The following is an 18,529-nucleotide window of genomic DNA, read 5'->3' as shown; positions in this document are numbered from 1 at the left end:
CATTGATTCAAGAGCCGACCAGCGCGAGGTAGGCGCGGCGCGTTTCCGGCGCCACCGACGCCAGCACCTGCTCGTAAGTCGTCTTGTGGCGAACCAGCAGCCGGGCAGAGGCGACGGCCCTGGATTTGCAGAACCAGTGGCAGCTGTGCTGCATCAGGAACATCTCGGCGGACAGGGTGAAGGCCTTGGCTTTGGGCGATTGTCCGGACGTGCCTTTGGCGGCTCGCGTGAGTCCTTCTGCATGCACCAGCAGGACCTGGCGCAAGTCGAAAGTCGCTGCGGGAAAGAGCCTGTCGGCGTAGGGCAGGGGGAGGGGAAGCCGGCTCACGCGTGCGGCAGCGCCTTCCACGCGGGAGAACCCGGCCACGAAGTTGTTGAACTGCTCGCACAGCTGGGTCTCGGTGCTCGTCAACAGGTTCCAGATGCTTTCGCGGCGCTGCGGGTCGTCCTCACGAAGTGCGCGCATATAGCCTTCCACCAGGCTTTCCATGAGCTTTTCGATCTGGTATTGGCCGAGGTGGCTGCCCAGCAAGGCGATGCGCTTGCGTTCGTAGCCCGATTTGAGCGCATAGGCGCCGGCGGCGATCATGAGCGCCAGAAAAAGGAGGTCCATCAATGCTTCGACTTTGTTTTGGGGAGGTCCCCAGTGTAGTCAGCCGGGCTTGCGCCCCGGTGCCGCAGTTGGCGCCTATTTTTACAAAGCACGCGCTTGCTAAAAATAACAGCTTTTGTTATGGTCGCATTCCATGGACAAAACACCTGCTCGTACCCGACCGGCCGGGCGGACGCTGGCCCTGCCGGTTGCTGCTGTCGAAGTGGCAGAAAAGCGACCGCGCGGCCGGCCACGCAAGACGCCCGGCGAACGCGACGACGGCAACCGGCGGGTGGAGCTGGTCAACTCCGCCGCGCGGCTGTTTCGCCGCAAGGGGTTTGACGGCACCAGCACGCGCGATATCGCGGCAGCCGTCGGAATGCACAGCGGCTCGCCTTTCTATCACTTCAAAAGCAAGGGTGCGCTGCTGTATGCCGTGATGGAGGAGGGTATGCGTTCGGCCATGGCCCGGCAGGCGGCGGCGCTGGAGGCGGCGGCACCCTCCACACCCGACGCGGCGGCCTTGCTGCGCGTGTTGATCCGCAACCATTTTGACGTGCTGCTGGGCCCGGGCAGCGACTTCATTCCCGTGATGCTGTACGAGTCGCGCTCCATCACCGCCAGGCAACGCGCATCGCTGGCCAGGCTGCAGGGCGACTACGAGTCTGTCTGGGAGCCGGTGCTCCAGGCCCTGAGCAACCAGGGCCGGCTACAGGCACCGGTGAAGCTGGCGCGGCTGCTGATTTTTGGTGCGCTGAACTGGTCGGCGCAGTGGTTTGACGCCAAAAAAGGCGCGTCGCTCGATGAGCTGGCCGACGCAGCCATGGCGCTGTTCATCGGCGACGAGCGGACGCCCCCCACAAGGAAAGCCCGAGCATGACTTACCGTTCCGTTTTCAGCGCCGGCCTGTTTGCCGGCAAGGTGGTGGTCGTCACCGGTGGCGGCTCCGGCATAGGCCGCTGCACGGCGCACGAGCTGGCAGCCCTGGGCGCGCATGTGGTGCTGATTGGCCGCAAGATCGAGAAGCTGCACGAGGTGGCCGGCGAGATTGTGGCCTCCGGAGGCCGCGCCAGTTTCCACCCCTGCGACATCCGCCAGGAGGCTGCCGTGCAGACGACGGTCGCTGCCATCGTGCTGGCCCACGGCCGTATCGATGGCCTGGTCAACAACGCGGGTGGGCAGTACATTGCGCCGCTGGAAAGCATCAGCGCCAAGGGCTGGGAAGCGGTCCTCAACACCAACCTGACGGGCGGTTTCCTGATGGCGCGCGAGTGTTACCTGCAGGCGATGGCAGCGCATGGCGGGGCCATTGTCAACATCGTGGCCGACATCTGGGGTTCCATGCCCTCCATGGGCCACAGCGGCGCGGCGCGGGCCGGCATGGTCAGCTTCACCGAAACCGCCGCCGCCGAGTGGGCGCACAGCGGCGTGCGGGTCAATGCGGTGGCGCCGGGTTACATCGCATCGAGCGGCATGGACCACTACCCGCCCGAGGCCGGGGAGATGTTGCGCGAGATGCGCAGCACGGTGCCGCTGGGCCGCTTCGGCACCGAGGCGGAAACCTCGGCCGCCATTGTGTTTCTGCTGAGCCCGGCGGCCAGCTTCATCAGCGGCAGCGTGTTGCGGGTGGACGGCGCGCGGCCGCAGGTGCGTTTGGGCTGGCCCATGCGCCTGCCCGATGCCGAGGCGCAGCAGCGCGGTGCCGTGAAACCGTTTGATGGGTTTCATCTGGCCACGACGCCGAAGGTTTTCCAGAAATGACGGTTTTTCAGACCGCCTGGAATGCCGAAGGCAGCGTCGCCGTGCAAAGGCGCGACGCCATGCTGGGGCGAATCGCGGCGCTGCGCGCGCTGGAGGGCCGTGCCGCCCAGGCTTCTGCGAAATCAAAACCGGTGTTCGACAAACGCGGCCAGCTGCTGCCGCGTGAACGGGTGGCGCTGCTGCTGGACCCGGGCGCGCCCTGGCTGCCTTTGTGTTCGCTGGCCGGGTTCATGCAGGACCACAAGGACCCTGCGGCGAGCGACGCCGGGCCGCCCCAAGGCGCGAGGGCCGCCTCGGGGGGCAGCGAACCACACGAAGTGGGGAGCGTGGGGGCACGTTCCGTGCCCGGTGGTGGCATTGTGGCGGGCATCGGGTTCATCGAGGGCGCGCGCTGCATGGTCGTGGCCAGCGACTCGGGCATCGAGGCCGGCGCCATTCAGGCCATGGGGCTGGAGAAAATCCTGCGGGTGCAGGAGATCGCGCTGCAGAACAAGCTGCCATTCATTCATCTGGTGGAAAGCGCCGGCGCCAACCTGATGCGTTACCGCGTCGAGGGTTTTGTCCACGGCGGTGCCCTGTTCCGCAACCTCGCGCGCCTGTCGGCGGCGGGTATTCCGGTCATCACCGTGCAGCACGGCTCCGGCACGGCGGGCGGAGCCTACATGCCGGGCCTGAGCGATGTGGTGATCATGGTGCGCAACCGCTCGCGCGCCTTTCTGGCCGGCCCGCCTTTGCTGATGGCGGCCACCGGCGAGGTGGCCACCGAAGAGGAACTCGGCGGCGCCGCCATGCACACCAGTGTGTCGGGCCTCGGTGAACAGCTGGCCGAGGACGACCGTCACGCGCTGGGCCTGGCGCGCCAGGTCGTGGCCCGGACTGCATGGTCAAATCGGCCTCCAGCCCAGGCAGGACGTGCGCAAATAGCTATTAATTCAGTAGCAAGAGAACCGCTGTACCCGGCCGAAGACCTGCTCGGGCTGATGGCCGGCGATCTGCGCCAGCCGGTGGACATGCATGAAGTGATAACACGGCTGGTCGATGGCTCGGACTTTCTGCCCTTCAAGGCGCTGTACGGTGCTGCCACAGTCTGTGTGCAGGCGGCGATTGGCGGTCACGCCGTGGGCATCATCAGCAACAACGGCCCCATCGACGTGGCGGGCGCGAACAAGGCCACCCATTTCATCCAGCTGATGTGCCAGCTTGGCCATCCCATCGTCTACCTGCAGAACACCACCGGCTACATGGTTGGCAAGGACGCGGAGCAGGGCGGCATGATCAAACACGGCTCCAAGATGATCCAGGCGGTCACCCATGCCACCGTGCCGCAGATCACCATCCAGTGCGGCGCCTCGTTTGGCGCCGGCAACTACGGCATGTGTGGTCGCGGGTATGCACCGCGTTTCCTGTTCAGCTGGCCGAGTGCCAAAACCGCGGTCATGGGTGGCGAACAGGCCGCGCGCACCATGCAGATCGTGACGGAGGCCGCGATGGTGCGTAAAGGCGTCCCCATTGATGCGGCGCAGTCGCAGGCCCAGTTCGACAAGATCGTCGCCGTGTTCGAGGCGCAGGCCGATGCCTTCTACACCTCCGGCCTGCTGCTCGACGACGGTGTGATTGATCCGCGCGATACACGGGCGGTGCTGGTGCAGTGCCTGGCCATGTGTGCCGAGGCCGACATCCGGCAGTTGCGGCCCATGCAGTTTGGCGTGGCGCGCATGTGAATGGACAGACCCAAGGAGACAAGCATGCAATACACCCACGAGCACCTCGAAATCCAGAAGACCCTCAAGCGATTTGTCGACGCCGAGATCAACCCGCATGTGGACGAATGGGAGGCGGCTGAGATCTTTCCCGCTCACGAGGTTTTCAAGAAACTTGGCAATCTCGGCTTGTTGGGACTGACCAAGCCTGAAGCGTATGGCGGTGCAGGTCTCGACTACTCCTACGGCGTCGCCATGGCCGAGGCGCTGGGTCATATCGACTGCGGCGGCATCCCCATGGCCATTGGTGTGCAGACCGACATGTGTACGCCGGCGCTGGCGCGTTTCGGCAGTGACGAGCTCAAGCGTGAATTCCTGGCTCCGGCGATTGCAGGTGACATGGTCGGCTGCATTGGCGTGAGCGAGCCGGGCGCCGGCAGTGACGTGGCGTCCATCAAAAGCCATGCGCGCAAGGATGGCGGCGACTATGTGATCAGCGGCCAGAAGATGTGGATCACCAACAGCCTGCAGGCCGACTGGATGTGCATGCTGGTCAACACCGGCGAGGGGCCCCAGCACAAGAACAAAAGCCTGGTCATGGTGCCGATGCGTGAAGGCGGCAAGCTGCGCAAGGGCATCGAAGTCGGCAAAAAGATCAGGAAGATTGGCATGAATGCCAGTGACACCGGCCTGATCTATTTCGACGAAGTGCGGGTGCCGCAGCGTTACCTGATAGGCGCCGAAGGTTCGGGCTTCATGTACCAGATGATGCAGTTCCAGGAAGAGCGTCTCTGGTGTGCGGCCAGCTGCATCCAGTCGCTGACGAATTGCATTGACTGGACGGTGGCGTGGGCGCACGAGCGCAAGCTTTTCGGCGCCACGCTGGCCGACCAGCAGTGGGTGCAGTTCAAGCTGGCCGAGATGAAGACCGAGGTCGAAAGCCTGCGCGCCATGACCTACCGCGCCTGCGAGCTGTATGTGCAGGGCCAGGACGTGACCGAGCTCGCCTCCATGGCCAAGCTCAAGGCCGGGCGGCTGAACCGGCTGGTGCCTGACACCTGCCTGCAGTTCTGGGGCGGCATGGGGTTCACCTGGGAGAACAAGGTGGCGCGCATGTTTCGCGACGGCCGGCTGGCCTCGATAGGCGGTGGTGCCGACGAGGTGATGATGGGCATCATCGCCAAGTACATGGGCCTGGCCAAAAGCAGCAAGAAACCTGCCGCCTGAGGATGACCACAGCCATGAGCGACAAGCTGCAGATCACCCGCTTGGGGGAAGTCGAACACTGGACCCTGAACGATCCGGCCACACGCAACGCGCTGACCGATGAGGTGGTGGCCGCGCTGGCACAGGCCTGCGAACGCGCCGCACAGGACACCGCCTTGCGTTTTGTCGTGCTGCAAGGCAGCGGTGGCTCGTTTTGTGCGGGTGGCAGTCTGGGCGGCTTTGCCCGGTCGATAGGGCAGACCTTGCCGCCCGGGCAAATCGATCCGCTGATTGCCATGAACGCAGGCTTTGGCCACCTGCTCGGCAAACTGTGTGCCTTGCCGCAAATCTTGCTGGTGGCGGTAGACGGCCCGGCCATGGGTGGCGGCCTGGGGCTGCTGTGTTGCGGTGACTTTGTCCTGGCCACACCTGCCGCCGTGTTTGCCACCCCTGAGGTCACGCTGGGTGTGGTGCCGGCGCAAATTGCGCCATTTGTACACAGGCGGCTGGGTGACAGGCTGGCGCGGCAGCTGATGTTGTCCGGGGAGAAACTTTCCGCACAGCAGGCGCTGGACCAAGGTCTGGTGGACGAGGTTGCCGATGATCTGCCAGCCGCCGTGGCCCATCGCATCAGCGCGCTGCGCCGGTCGGCCCCGGGCGCTGTGGCCCACACCAAGGCCCTGATTTACATGCTAAATCAGTTGCCAACCCTTGACCTGCCTGCGCAAGCAGCTATCAAATTTGCAGCAAACCTGCGCAGCCCGGAAGCTGCTGAAGGCCTGGCGGCCTTTGCGCAAAAGCGCAAGCCCGGGTGGGCAGCATGAGCACCACGACTCCGACCGCCCCCATAAGCTGCCTGCTGATCGCCAACCGCGGCGAAATCGCCCGTCGCATCATCCGCACCGCACACCGCATGGGCATCGCCACCGTGGCCGTGTATTCCGACGCTGACGCGCAGGCCCTGCATGTGCAGGAAGCGGGCAGTGCGGTGGCGCTGGGCGGCATGCTCTCGGCCGACTCCTACCTGCGCATCGACAAGTTGCTGGCTGCCGCAAAGGCCGCCGGCGCCGATGCGGTGCATCCCGGCTATGGGTTCCTCAGCGAAAACGCGGATTTTGCGCAGGCCGTGATTGATGCCGGCCTGACCTGGGTCGGGCCACCGCCGTCTGCCATCCGCGCCCTGGGCAACAAGGCCGCTGCCAAACAGCTTGCACTGGCGCGGAACGTTCCCTGCCTGCCGGGCTACCAGGGCGCCGACCAGTCGAATGAGGGGTTGGCCGCCGAGGCGGAGAAAGTGGGCTACCCGCTGATGGTGAAAGCCACGGCCGGCGGTGGCGGGCGCGGCATGCGTCTGGTGACGGATGCCTCGGCTTTGCAGGCAGCGCTGGACAGCGCGCGTTCCGAAGCGCTCTCGTCCTTCGGCAGCGGCGACCTGCTGCTGGAGCGCGCGCTCCTGAATCCGCGCCACGTCGAGGTGCAGGTGTTCGCCGATGCGCATGGTGACTGCATCCATCTCGGAGAGCGCGACTGCTCGGTACAGCGGCGGCACCAGAAACTGATTGAAGAGTCGCCGAGTCCGGCAGTGAACGCTGACCTGCGCGAACGCATGGGCGCCTGCGCAGTGGCGCTGGCGCAGGCGGCGGGCTATGTAGGCGCTGGCACGGTAGAGTTTTTAGTGGAGGCTGCCTCTCCACCAGCCGGGGCCGCGGAACCGGCTTCGCCGGGCCGCAGGCGCGGCACCCCCCCGGGGGGCAGCGTATTACACGAAGTGAAAAGCGGGGCGGCTCAATTTTTTTTGATGGAGATGAACACCCGGCTGCAGGTCGAGCACCCGGTCACCGAAGCCGTCACTGGCCTGGACCTGGTCGAGTGGCAGTTGCGCATCGCCCAGGGCGAGTCGCTGCCGCTGCGCCAGGAAGAAATCACCTTCAGCGGCCATGCCATCGAGGTGCGCCTGTGCGCCGAGGACGAAAATTTTTCGCCACATGCCGGGCGGGTGCAGCACTTCATGGAGCCTGCGCACGCGCGTTTTGACCATGCGCTGCAGGCCGCTGGCGAGGTCACGCCGTTTTACGACTCCATGCTGGGCAAGCTGATCGTGCGTGGGGCGACACGGGCGCAGGCGATTGACCGGCTGATCGCAGCGCTGGCCGGCACGCAGGTGCTGGGGCTGCCGACCAACCGCGCTTTTCTGGCGGCATGCCTGGCACACCCGGTTTTCCGCGCCGGCCAGGCGCTGATTCCCTTTCTGGCCGAACACGGTGACGGCATTCGCAAAACCCTGCAGCACGGGCAAACGCAGGTGTTGTTGCCAGCGGCCGTGGGGATGTATTTTCAGGGCAGCGGCGGCGCTGCGCTGGCCTTGCCCTGCCCCTTCGGCAAGGCCTTGCGGGTGGTGCATGGCGAACAGGTGCTGGCCATCACCGTGACGGAAACCGGAGCGGGTGGGCTGGAAGTTTCGTCGGGCACGCAGCAACACGCGGTCGTGTGTGTGCGTGGCAGCGACGGCCGAATGCGTGTCACGGTCGATGGCCTGAGCCACACGGTACAGGCCTGTCAGGTGACCGGCGGGCGTTGGCATGTGCAGGTCGGCGAGACGGAGGTGTGGCTGAGAGACGCGAGTTTCGAGCCTGCGGCCGGGCTGACCCCAGGCAACCAGTCCATGGAACTGCGGGCCCCGTTCAACGGCAAGGTGATCGCCGTCCAGGTGAGCGCCGGCGAATCAGTCAGGCGCGGCGACACCTTGCTGGTCATCGAGTCGATGAAGCTCGAACATGCGGTGTGTGCGACGCGTGATGCAGTGGTGGCGGTCGTGGCGGTGGCACCCGGCCAGCAGACGGCGCCAGGCCAGGTCTTGTTGAGGTTTGAAGCATGAATTCTTCTTCCGCCGATCTCGATATGCTGGTGGAGGTCACCGCGTCGGTCCGGCGTTTTGCGCAGAACGACATCGCGCCGCATGTCAGCCAGTGGGACGACGCCGGCGAGTTTCCGCGCGCCCTGTATCACCAGGCGGCCGGGCTGGGCCTGCTGGCGCTGGGTTACCCCGAGGCGCTGGGCGGGACCCCCGCGTCCTGGCGGCTGCGTAACGCAATGACGCTGGCCTTGTGCCGCTACGGCGGCAGCGGCGGTGTGCTGGCCAGTCTGTTTTCGCACAACATCGGCCTGCCGCCGGTGCTGGCCCATGGCTCTGCGGCCTTGCAGGAGGCGGTCATTCCACCGGTGCTGCGTGGCGAAAAAATTGCCGCCCTGGCGATTACCGAGCCCGGCGGCGGCTCCGATGTGGCGGCGCTGCGCACCACAGCGCGGCGCGACGGGGCAGACTATGTGATTGACGGCGAGAAGGTTTTCATCACCTCAGGCATGCGCGCGGACTTCATCACGGTGGCGGTGCGCACCGGCGACGGCGGCACAACTGAGCCCCCACGCTTCGCTGCCCCCCAAGGGGGCGTTGGCGCCTTGGGGCGGCCCGGCGGCGCCAAAGGGTCCAGTGGCATCTCGATGATTCTCGTGCCCGGCGACAGCCCGGGGCTGTCTCGCACCCGGCTGGCGAAAATGGGCTGGTGGTGTTCGGACACGGCCCACCTGCGCTTTGATGGCGTGCGGGTGCCGGCCAGCCATTTGCTCGGCGAAGAGGGCGGTGGTTTCAGGATCATCATGGGCAACTTCAACGGCGAACGCCTGGCGATGTCGGCCGCCGCGTTGGGTTTTGCCCAGGCTTGTTACGACGAGGCGCTGGACTGGGCGCGCCAGCGCAAGGCCTTTGGCAGTACGCTGGTCGACAAGCAGGTGATTCGCCACAAGCTGGTGGACATGCAGATGCGCATCGCCTCGACCCAGGCCTGGGTCGAGGCGGTGGCCGACCGTGCCGATGCCGGCGACCACGGCGCCGACTGGGTGGCCCATGTCTGCATGCTGAAGAACCACGCAACGCAGACCATGCAGTTCTGCGCGGATCAGGCGGTGCAGATTCTCGGCGGCATGGGTTTCATGCGCGGCACCAGAAGCGAACGCATCTACCGTGAAGTCAAGGTCATGATGATTGGCGGAGGCGCCGAAGAAATCATGAAGGACCTGGCTGCACGACAATTGGGCCTATGACCCGAACCACCCCACCGCCGGCCGCCATCGTTGAATTCGAGCCCGAGTTCATCGCTGCCCTGAAAACACTTTTTGAAGAAAAAATTGTCTTCAACCAGGCTTTGGGTCTGAAGGTGGTGTCGGTTCGCCCCGAAGGTGTTGTTGGCCGCATCGACATGCGGCCATCGCTGGTGGGTCACTACGCCTACAACCGCATCCATGGCGGGGTGGTGAGCGCGGGGCTGGACGCGATGGCGGGGCTGGCCATCATGGCTGCGATAGGTGCGCGCCACATGGGTGAGTCGCCGGAGCAGCGCATGCACCGCTTCTCCAAACTGGGCACCATTGACTTGCGAGTCGATTACCTGCGCCCTGCCATCGGCGAGTTTTTCGAACTGCGCGCTGAGGTCCTGCGCCTGGGTTCGCGCGTTGCGTCCACCCGTATGGAGTTTCTCGGTGCGGACGGCAAGCTGTTGTCCACCGGGGCGGGCGCCTACATCGTGTCATGAAAAAAGCCACCCGAAGGTGGCTTGTTGGGATGGCCCGTTGCGGCTTACCTGATGTACTCGGACACGGGCTTCCACTTGCCATCGGTAATCTGCGACAGCCGTGACACGTCGCTGCCCAGGCGCTTGGTCGGCGAGAAAGTCGCCTGGGCGCTACCGAACATGTCGGGCGGAATGGTCATGGTGTCCATCACCTTGATGAAGCTGTCGGTTGTCAGGTTGGGACCAGCCTTCTGTGCCGCCTTGGCAAAGGTGTCGATGATGTTGTAGCCATAGACCGAGAAGACGGTCGGGTCTTCATTGAACTTGGTCTTGTACTTGTTGGCCCAGAAGCGGATGGGCTGCGAAGCTTCATCCAGGTAGGGGTTCTGCACCGTCATGGTGGCGTACAGGCCGTTCATGGCCGGGCCGCCCAACTTGTGGATCAGGTCGGTGTAAGCCGCGCTGGAGCCGAGAAACACGGGGTTGAAGCCGGTCTTGCGCGATTCCCCGATGGCGCCAATGGTTTCACGGATGATGGTGCCGAGCACCACCATTTCGCAGCCGGACGCTTTCATCTTCGCCACCTGCGACGAGAAATCGGTTGCGCCCCGTTTGTATGAGGTTTTTTCGGCGAATTCCATGCCAATGGTCTTGAGGCCCGCCTCACCGCCGCGCATCACCTCCAGGCCGAACTCGTCGTCCTGGTACATGGTGCACACTTTCTTGATGCCTTTTTCCTTGGCCAGCTTGGGTGCGGCATTCCGGATCTGGTCAAAATAGGTGGCGGCGAAAGAGTATTTGAGCTTGTGAAAGGGTTCGTACATTTCACGCGCGGCGGTGATCGGGAAGAAGTTGATGACGTTCTTGTCGAACTGCACCGGCATGGCTGCCAGATTCTGCGCTGTTCCGATGTGACCGACCATCATGAAAATCTTGTCCTGGTTGACCAGCTTCTGGGCCGCCAGCACGGCTTTCTTTGGATCGTAGGCCGAGTCTTCCACGATGATCTTCAGCTTGCGGCCATTGATGCCACCCTGTTCGTTGATCTCGTCCACCCGCAGCAGCATGCCCAACCGAGCCTGCTTGCCGAAACCCGCGATCGGCCCGGACAGGTCCTGGATGGAACCCAGGGTGATTTCGGTCTTGCTCACGCCCTGCTGGGCGGTGGCGTAGCTGGTGCCGAGTGCCAGGACGGCCAGCGCCAGAGTGGTCTTGAATTTCATGGATGTCTCCTGTAAAACGAAGGTGCTTGCAGCTTGGCATTCTTAACCTTCGCCCGCGCCTGTCAAGCTGGCGTATTCACTTAGGGGGCAGCCCTGCCATCACTGTTCGTGCCTTCATCAACGACAAGGCCGCCCGAGGGCGGCCTTGTCACATGCGCGACCCTGTCAGGGTTGTTCCTGATCCGAGGGCTGTGTCGGAAGCAATTCCTAGTCCTTGAACTGGTCGGCGCTGATCTTCCACGTGCCGTTTTTCTGCAGCACGGGGCGCAGACCGTTGAACGCCACGTATTCGGACACCACTTTCCAGCGGCCCTCCTGCAGTTGGGAAAGCCGTGAGAAGTTGTTGCCCAGGCGCTTGGTCGGGCTGAAGCTGGCCTCTGCCGTGCCGAACATGTCGCGCGGGATCACCATGGTGTCCATGGCCTTGATGAAGCTGTCGGTGGTGAGATCGGTCCCGGCTTTCTGGGCCCCACGGAGGAAAGCATCAATGGCGGCGTAGCCGTAAACCGAGAAAACTGTCGGCTCATCGTTGAACTTGGTCTTGTACTTGTTGGCCCAGAAGCGCACTGGCTGCTCCGCGGCGTCCAGGTAGGGGTGCTGGGATGTCATGGTGGCAAACAGTCCGTCCATGGCCTTGCCGCCGAGCTTGTGGATCAGGTCGGTGTAGGCCGCGCTGGAGCCGAGAAAGACGGGGTTGAAACCGGTCTTGCGAGATTCCCCAATGGTGCCTATGGTTTCGCGGATGATGGTGCCCAGCACAACCATTTCGCAACCGGAGGCTTTCATTCTGGCAACCTGGGATGAAAAATCAGTTGCACCGCGTTTGTACGAGGTCTTTTCAACAAAAGTCGCGCCTATGGTTTTGAGGCCCGCTTCAGCACCGCGCAGAACCTCCTGCCCAAAGTCGTCGTCCTGGTAAATGATGCAGGCGCTCTTGATGTTTCTGTCCTTCATCAGCTTGGGCGTTGCGATGCGGATCTGGTCGTAGTAGGTCGCGGCGAAGGCGTACTTGAGCCGGTCGAGTGGCTCGTACATCTCGCGTGCGGCGGTGATTGGAAAGAAGTTGATGACATTCTTTTCGAACTGCACCGGCATGGCCGCCAGATTCTGGGCCGTGCCGAGGTGACCGACCATCATGAAAATCTTGTCCTGGTTGACCAGTTTCTGCGCGGCCAGGATGGCCTTCTTGGGGTCATAGCCGGAGTCTTCGATCAGCAGCTTGACCTTGCGTCCGTTGACGCCGCCCTGCTCGTTGAGTTCGTCCACACGCAGCATCATCCCCAGCCGGATCTGCTTGCCGAAGCCGGCCAGGGGGCCGGACAGGTCCTGGATGGAGCCGAGGGTGATTTCGGTCTTGGTGACGCCCTGCTGGGCGATGGCATGGCCGGCACTGAGCGCCAGGAGGGCAAGGGTTGCGGTGGTTCTGAAATTCATTGAGGTCTCCGTTTGATGAATGGTCTATCGCTGGCACGTGTCAGGCGCGGTCACGCCTGGCATCCTGACGCCAGCAGTCAGATCAGGATGCAGCAGCTAAAAGGGGCGTCTCTAAAAAAATGGGCATGGCAAAGCCATTGCCGCCAGCTGGGTTCTTCTGGCGACGGTTAAAAAGAAGGGGGGAAGGCCTCTGCGAGGCGGTGGGTTCGGCCTAGCGGTACATCGCTTCGATCGTGTCGGCGTATTTTTTTTCGACCAGCTTGCGCTTGAGCTTCATGGTCGGCGTCAGTTCCTCGTCCTCCGCGCTCAGCTGTGTTTCAAGCAGGAAAAATTTCTTGATCTGCTCGACCCGCGCGAACTTCTTGTTGACCCGGTCCAGCTCCGCCTGAATCAGCTCCTGGACTTCCGCCGAGCGCGTCAGGCTCTGGTAGTTGCTGAAGGGAACGTCATGGTCCTGCGCATATTTTTCGACGTTTTCCTGGTCGATCATGATGATGGCAGTGAGGTAAGGGCGCTTGTCGCCGATCACCACTGCATCGGTGATGTAGGGCGAAAACTTCAACTCGTTTTCCAGTTCGCTGGGGGTCACGTTTTTCCCGCCGGCAGTGATGATGATGTCTTTCATGCGGTCGGTGATCCGGTAAAAACCTTCCCCGTCCACCAGGCCGACGTCGCCGGTATGCAGCCAGCCGTCGGCATCGATGGTTTCTGCGGTCTTCTCAGGCAGGTTCAGGTAGCCCATGAAGACATTGGTGCCGCGCACCATGATTTCACCGGTGGCCGGATCGAGCTTCATCTCGTTGTAGCCGGCCGCCGGCCCGATGGAGCCCGGCTTGATGCGGCTGGCAGGAACACCGGTCGAAGCGCCGCAGGTTTCCGTCATGCCCCAGACCTCCAGCATTGGCACACCCAGCGCCATGTACCACTTGACCAGCTCCGGGGAGATGGGTGCTGCGCCGGTCACGCAAAAGCGGGCGCGGTGGATGCCTATGAGCTTGCGCGCGTTGTCCAGCGCGATCCACCGGGCGATGGTGAATTTCAGCTTGAGCCAGCTGCTGACCGGCTGGCCGGCCATGACCAGCTCGGCGATCTCGCTGCCCACGCCAATGCCCCAGGCGTAGGCCGCCTGCTGCAGGCGGCTGGCTTCCTTGAGCGCGATCATCACGCCCGAGTAGAACTTTTCCCAGACGCGCGGCACCGCGGTGAACACGGTAGGCGCGATTTCGCGCACGTTTTCCGGAATGGTTTCGGGGTTCTCGACAAAGTTGAGCTTGGCGCCTGTATACATGGCAAAGTATTCGCCACCCATGCGTTCTGCGATGTGGCACAGCGGCAGGAAACACATGCGTTCGTCGTTTTCGTCCTGCGCCACCAGGGTGTTGTAGCCGCGCGCGGTGAACACCAGGCCCCGGTGACTGTGCATGGCCCCCTTCGGCTTTCCGGTGGTGCCCGAGGTGTAGACCAGAATGGCCAGGTCTTCGGGCCGGCAGGCCTTGACACGTTCATCCACCACGCCGGGGTGAGCGGCGAGGTAGCTGCGTCCCAGCTCGCGCAGGGCAGACAGGCTGATGACATCAGCCTCGTCAAGGTCGCGCAAACCCTCCATGTCAAACACCACGATCTTGCGCAGGCCGGGAAGTGCGCTGCGCACCTCAAGGGCCTTGTCGAGCTGCTCGTCGTCTTCAACAAACAGCAGGGTGGTGCGCGAGTCTTCGCACAGGTAATGCACCTGGGAAGCAGCGTCCGTCGGGTAAATGCCGTTGGCCACACCGCCGCAGCTGAGCACGGCGAGGTCGGCCAGCACCCATTCGATCACCGTGTTCGAGAGGATGGAGGCGCATTCGCCGGGGGCAAAGCCCAGGCTGATCAGGCCGCCGGCGATCTCGCGCACGGCTTCACCGGTCTGGTTCCAGGACCAGCTGCGCCAGATGCCCAGTTTTTTCTGGCGCATCCAGACCTGGTCCTGCCGCTGCGCCACGCCGTTCCAGAACAGTTCGGGAATGGTTTGGCCTTCGAGCACCACGCGGGTCTCTGGCTGGATGTGGGACAAGTCCCAAAGATTAGACATTTCGAGCTCCACAGCCAGATGCGGCAGTTGAATTAATTCCAGGCCGCCGCGGAACCGGCTTTGCCGGGCCGCCAGCGGCGTCCCCCAGTGGGGGGAGGCGGCCGAAGGCCGCTTGGGGGGGCGTCCTATTTACCGCCATGTTTTCTTTTTCTTCCAGCGGCGCTCGCTGCGCACGCCGTCTTCCTTCATGCCCAGGTAGAACTCCTTGATGTCTTCCTTTTCCCGCAGCCGGGCACAGGTGTCTTCCATCACGATGCGGCCGTTTTCCAGCACGTAGCCGTAGTCGGAGGCGTTCAGGGCCATGTTGGCGTTTTGTTCCACCAGCAATATCGTGGTGCCGCGCTCGCGGTTGATGCGCACCACGATCTCGAAGATCTCCTTGGTCAGCTTGGGGGACAGGCCCAGGCTGGGTTCGTCCAGCAGGATCAGGTCCGGCGAGGCCATCAGGGCGCGCGAGATCGACAACATCTGCTGCTGGCCGCCGGACAGCAGGCCGGCGTCCTGCAGCGCACGCTCGCGCAGGATGGGAAAGTAGCCGAAGACGACCTCAATGTCCCGTGCCACCCCGTCGCGGTCCTTGCGCGTGTAGGCGCCCATCAACAGGTTGTCGCGGACGCTGAGCAGTGGAAACACTTCGCGGCCCTCGGGCACATGGCTCAGGCCCTGCTGGACGATATAGGCCGGGTCCTGCGCGGTGATGTTGCCGCCCTTGAATTCGATGGAGCCCTTGCGCGGATCAATGATGCCGGAGATGGTTTTCAGAATGGTGGTCTTGCCCGCGCCGTTGGAGCCCAGCACGGTGGCGATTTCACCGCGACGCACCTGCAGGCTCACGCCGCGTATCGCCTTGATCGGGCCATAGGAGCTTTCGACGTTGAGCAGCTTGAGCACGGGCTGGTCGCTCACGGGGGGTGGCACAGCGCTCATGAGCGGACCTCTGCGTGCAAGTCGACAGCCTTGTGTTGCCGGCGCAGTGAGGACACATCGTCGATGGACCCAAGGTAGGCCTCGATGACACCGGGGTCGTTCTGTACCTCGCGGGGTGTGCCCATGGCCAGCACCTCCCCCTGGTTCATGGCCAGCACGCGGTCGGACACCTTGGAGACCAGTGTCATATCATGCTCGACCATCAGCACGGTGATGCCGAGTTCGTTCTTGATGTCCTGAATCCAGAAGGCCATGTCGTCGGTTTCCTCCACGTTGAGGCCGGATGAAGGTTCGTCCAGCAGCAGCAGCTTGGGTTCGGTGCACAGCGCACGCGCCAGTTCCACCACCTTGCGCACGCCATAGGGCAGGCCGGCGACATAGGAGTCGCGGTGATGCTGCAGGTCCAGCAGGTCGATGATCTGCTCGGCTTTTTCTCGCGCCTGAATTTCGGCTTCGCGGGTTTTTTTGGTGAAAAAAATCTCGCTCCACAAACCGGTTTGCCGGTGCGTGTGCCGGCCAATCAGCAGGTTGTGCAGAACGGTGGCGTGTTCGAACAGCTCGATGTTCTGGAAGGTGCGGGCGATGCCTAGCGCGGCAATCTTGTGCGGCGGCTGGTCGGTCAGCTTTTTTCCCAGGTAGTCGATCTCGCCGGAGGTCGGCGTGTAGATGCGGCTGATCAGGTTGAACACCGTGGTCTTGCCGGCACCATTGGGACCGATGAGGGTAAAGACCTCGCCCTGCTTGACATCAAAACTGACATTGTTGACCGCCAGCACGCCGCCAAAACGGACGCTTAGATTTTTTGCGGACAGCAGGGGCTGAATGGCGGATGGTTGTAGGGCGCTCATTTGAGTCGATCCGATTTTTGAAAGGATTTCTGGCGTTTGAACATGCCTTTTCGATAGAACGGGAATGTCTGCAGGTAGGTACGGATCTTGAGCCAGCGCCCGTACAGACCCAGGGGTTCAAACAGGACAAACCCAATCAGCACCAGGCCGTACACCAGGCCCTGCAGGCCGGGCGCCTGGCCGATGAAGGCTGGCAGGTAGTCCTTGACCAGCGCAATGGCCTGCGGCATGGAAATCAGGAAGATGGCGCCCAGGAAAGCGCCGTGCACCGACCCCAGGCCGCCGACCACAATCATGAGCAGCAGGTCAATCGATTGCAGAATGTTGAACTGGTCGGGCGAAATGAACTGCAGCTTGTGGGCGTAGAGCGCTCCCGCAATTCCGGCCAGTGCGGCGGACAGCGCGAACGACAGCGTCTTGTACCGGGCCAGGTGAATGCCCATGCTTTGTGCCGAGATTTCCGAGTCGCGGATGGCAACAAAGGCGCGGCCCGTCGGCGAGCGCAGCAGGTTCAGAATCGCCAGCGTGGCGCCAATGGCAATCACCAGACAGAGGAAATAGAACTCCTCCCCGCTGTTCAACTTCCAGCCGAACAGGTCGGGCGCCTTGATGTGGATGCCCGAGTTGCCTCCCGTGACGGACTCCCAGCGCGCAAACACTTCTTCGACGATGAAGCCGAAGGACAGTGTGGCAATGCCGAGATAGATGCCCTTGACGCGCAGCGCCGGCAGCCCGACCACCAGACCTACGGCAGCGGACAGCCCCGCCGCACACGCCAGTGCAATCGGGAAGGGCACGCCGGCGTTGGTCATCACCGCCTGGGTATAGGCGCCCACTCCGAGAAAGGCCGCATGCCCCAGCGAAAACAGACCGGTGAATCCGGCCAGCAGCATCAGCCCCAGACCAGCGATTGAATAAATCAGGATGAAGGTCAGCTGTGCCAGCCAATATTCGGCGAAAAGCCACGGTGCTGCCACCAGCAACAGCATCAGGGCGCTGTACCAGAAGATGTGGCCGCCGTGTTTGGCAAGATTGATGTCCTGCCCGTAGTCAGTTTTAAAAATGAATCTCATGAATTTTATTTTTCTGGTTGCAGTGAATTGCACGCAGCGAGCGAGCAGGGGGGCAACTGACTTTTCAAGCAGGGGCCGCGGGTCCGGCTTGGCCGGGCCGCAGGCGCAGCGGCCCCCTCCGGGTGCAGCGCAGTACGCGAAGCGACAGGCGTGGGGGTCATACCTTCTTCCGCAGTTTTTCGCCGAACAGCCCGTTGGGCTTGACCATGAGCATGATCAGCACCACCACGTAGGCCGCGATGTCCTTGATGCCGTCAGGCGCGTAAAAGCCCGCCAGCGATTCGACAATGCCGATGATCAGGCCGCCCACAATGGCGCCGGGCAGGCTGCCGAAGCCGCCGACCACGGCCGCCGGAAAAGCCTTCAGGCCAATGAAACCCATGTTGGCGTGCACAAAGGTGATGGGGGCCAGCAGCAGACCGGCGACCGCCGCCACGGCGGCAGCCAGGCCCCAGACAAGGCCGTTGAGGCGCTTGACCGGAATGCCCATGTAGTAGGCGGCCAGCTGGTTCTGCGAGGACGCCTGCATGGCGATGCCGAGCTTGCTGTACTTGAACAGGGCGAACAGCAGCACGCACAACACCGCGGTGCTGCCGATGACGGCCATCTGCTCAACATTCAGAATCAGGGCACCCTTTGCATTGGCGTCGCCGCCGATTTGCCAGATCATGTCCTTGTAGGGCACCGGCAGGGTGTGGGTTTCCGTGCCTATGCCGGGGATCATGGTGATCAGGCCGCGCGCCACGTAGCCGACACCAATGGTCAGCATCACGATGGAAAACGCCGGCTGACCCAGGATCGGCCGTATCACCAGCCGCTCGAGCAGCACACCGAACAGGGCCATGCCGGCGATGGCGCTGAGGATGGCCAGCCAGAACGGAAAACCCAGCATGGTCATGCAGGCCAGGCCGCCAAACGCGCCCAGCATCATGAGCTCGCCCTGGGCGAAGCTCACGGTTTCGGTGGCCTTGTAAATCAGGACAAAACCCAGGGCAATGAGCCCGTAGATGCAACCTTGCGCGATGCCGCTGATGATCAATTGCAATAACTGCACTTTTACTCCACAATAAATTTTACAAAGCAGGTGCTTGGTAAAAATAAAGCAACAGGCCGCCGGCGGAACCCATTGCTT

The 18,529-nt window shown here is 63.1% G+C and carries 16 protein-coding genes; 8 read left to right on the top strand and 8 right to left on the bottom strand.

The window, feature by feature from the left end; genetic code table 11:
- Positions 1-7: 7 nt before the first annotated feature.
- Complete coding sequence (locus PSV33_RS05490) at positions 8-613, bottom strand: hypothetical protein (protein WP_300559664.1); 606 nt, start codon at positions 611-613, stop codon at positions 8-10.
- A gap of 133 nt (positions 614-746) precedes the next feature.
- Between PSV33_RS05490 and PSV33_RS05485 the strand changes: the two genes are divergently transcribed.
- Genes PSV33_RS05485 through PSV33_RS05450 form a run of 8 tightly spaced genes read left to right on the top strand, consistent with a single transcriptional unit; the run spans position 747 to position 9,845 of the window.
- Entirely contained in the window at positions 747-1,472 is a 726-nt protein-coding gene (locus tag PSV33_RS05485) for a TetR/AcrR family transcriptional regulator (RefSeq protein WP_300559663.1), read from the top strand.
- Positions 1,469-2,353 carry an SDR family oxidoreductase gene (locus tag PSV33_RS05480; protein WP_300559662.1) on the top strand — a complete coding sequence of 295 codons (885 nt, stop codon included), beginning with the start codon at positions 1,469-1,471 and terminating at the stop codon, positions 2,351-2,353. Before PSV33_RS05485 ends, PSV33_RS05480 begins: the two co-directional genes overlap by 4 nt.
- Positions 2,350-4,074, top strand: a complete 1,725-nt coding sequence (locus PSV33_RS05475; protein WP_300559660.1) for a carboxyl transferase domain-containing protein — start codon at positions 2,350-2,352, stop codon at positions 4,072-4,074. Before PSV33_RS05480 ends, PSV33_RS05475 begins: the two co-directional genes overlap by 4 nt.
- A 24-nt stretch (positions 4,075-4,098) precedes the next feature.
- Positions 4,099-5,280 (top strand): acyl-CoA dehydrogenase family protein, encoded by a 1,182-nt coding sequence (locus PSV33_RS05470; RefSeq protein ID WP_300559658.1) that lies wholly within the window; start codon positions 4,099-4,101, stop codon positions 5,278-5,280.
- 14 nt (positions 5,281-5,294) lie between these two features.
- Positions 5,295-6,083 (top strand): enoyl-CoA hydratase-related protein, encoded by a 789-nt coding sequence (locus PSV33_RS05465; protein ID WP_300559656.1) that lies wholly within the window; start codon positions 5,295-5,297, stop codon positions 6,081-6,083.
- Positions 6,080-8,134, top strand: coding sequence for a biotin carboxylase N-terminal domain-containing protein (locus tag PSV33_RS05460; protein ID WP_300559654.1), 2,055 nt, complete (start codon positions 6,080-6,082; stop codon positions 8,132-8,134). The genes PSV33_RS05465 and PSV33_RS05460 overlap by 4 nt, the downstream gene beginning before the upstream one ends.
- Positions 8,131-9,357, top strand: a complete 1,227-nt coding sequence (locus tag PSV33_RS05455; protein ID WP_300559652.1) for an acyl-CoA dehydrogenase family protein — start codon at positions 8,131-8,133, stop codon at positions 9,355-9,357. The genes PSV33_RS05460 and PSV33_RS05455 overlap by 4 nt, the downstream gene beginning before the upstream one ends.
- On the top strand, positions 9,354-9,845 hold the full coding sequence (locus PSV33_RS05450) for a thioesterase family protein (RefSeq protein WP_300559650.1): 492 nt from the start codon (positions 9,354-9,356) through the stop codon (positions 9,843-9,845). The genes PSV33_RS05455 and PSV33_RS05450 overlap by 4 nt, the downstream gene beginning before the upstream one ends.
- Before the next feature lie 44 nt (positions 9,846-9,889).
- Here the strand turns inward: PSV33_RS05450 and PSV33_RS05445 are convergent, their stop codons facing one another.
- From PSV33_RS05445 to PSV33_RS05415, 7 genes are all read right to left on the bottom strand, one after another.
- Entirely contained in the window at positions 9,890-11,047 is a 1,158-nt protein-coding gene (locus tag PSV33_RS05445; protein WP_300559648.1) for an ABC transporter substrate-binding protein, read from the bottom strand.
- Positions 11,048-11,254: 207 nt separating this feature from the next.
- Positions 11,255-12,481 carry an ABC transporter substrate-binding protein gene (locus PSV33_RS05440; protein WP_300559647.1) on the bottom strand — a complete coding sequence of 409 codons (1,227 nt, stop codon included), beginning with the start codon at positions 12,479-12,481 and terminating at the stop codon, positions 11,255-11,257.
- A 211-nt stretch (positions 12,482-12,692) separates the two neighbouring features.
- Positions 12,693-14,549 carry a long-chain fatty acid--CoA ligase gene (locus PSV33_RS05435; protein ID WP_300559645.1) on the bottom strand — a complete coding sequence of 619 codons (1,857 nt, stop codon included), beginning with the start codon at positions 14,547-14,549 and terminating at the stop codon, positions 12,693-12,695.
- Between the two features lie 129 nt (positions 14,550-14,678).
- Positions 14,679-15,476 (bottom strand): ABC transporter ATP-binding protein, encoded by a 798-nt coding sequence (locus PSV33_RS05430; RefSeq protein WP_293593829.1) that lies wholly within the window; start codon positions 15,474-15,476, stop codon positions 14,679-14,681.
- On the bottom strand, positions 15,473-16,324 hold the full coding sequence (locus PSV33_RS05425; RefSeq protein WP_300559642.1) for an ABC transporter ATP-binding protein: 852 nt from the start codon (positions 16,322-16,324) through the stop codon (positions 15,473-15,475). The genes PSV33_RS05430 and PSV33_RS05425 overlap by 4 nt, the downstream gene beginning before the upstream one ends.
- Positions 16,321-17,397, bottom strand: a complete 1,077-nt coding sequence (locus tag PSV33_RS05420; protein WP_300559640.1) for a branched-chain amino acid ABC transporter permease — start codon at positions 17,395-17,397, stop codon at positions 16,321-16,323. Before PSV33_RS05420 ends, PSV33_RS05425 begins: the two co-directional genes overlap by 4 nt.
- 157 nt (positions 17,398-17,554) lie before the next feature.
- Positions 17,555-18,451, bottom strand: a complete 897-nt coding sequence (locus PSV33_RS05415) for a branched-chain amino acid ABC transporter permease (RefSeq protein WP_300559639.1) — start codon at positions 18,449-18,451, stop codon at positions 17,555-17,557.
- Positions 18,452-18,529 lie beyond the last annotated feature (78 nt).

This window comes from Polaromonas sp. (assembly GCF_029945895.1).
Taxonomy (GTDB): domain Bacteria; phylum Pseudomonadota; class Gammaproteobacteria; order Burkholderiales; family Burkholderiaceae_C; genus Polaromonas.
Note: the sequence above shows the minus strand (reverse complement) of the source record. Positions and strands in the feature narration are given on the sequence as shown.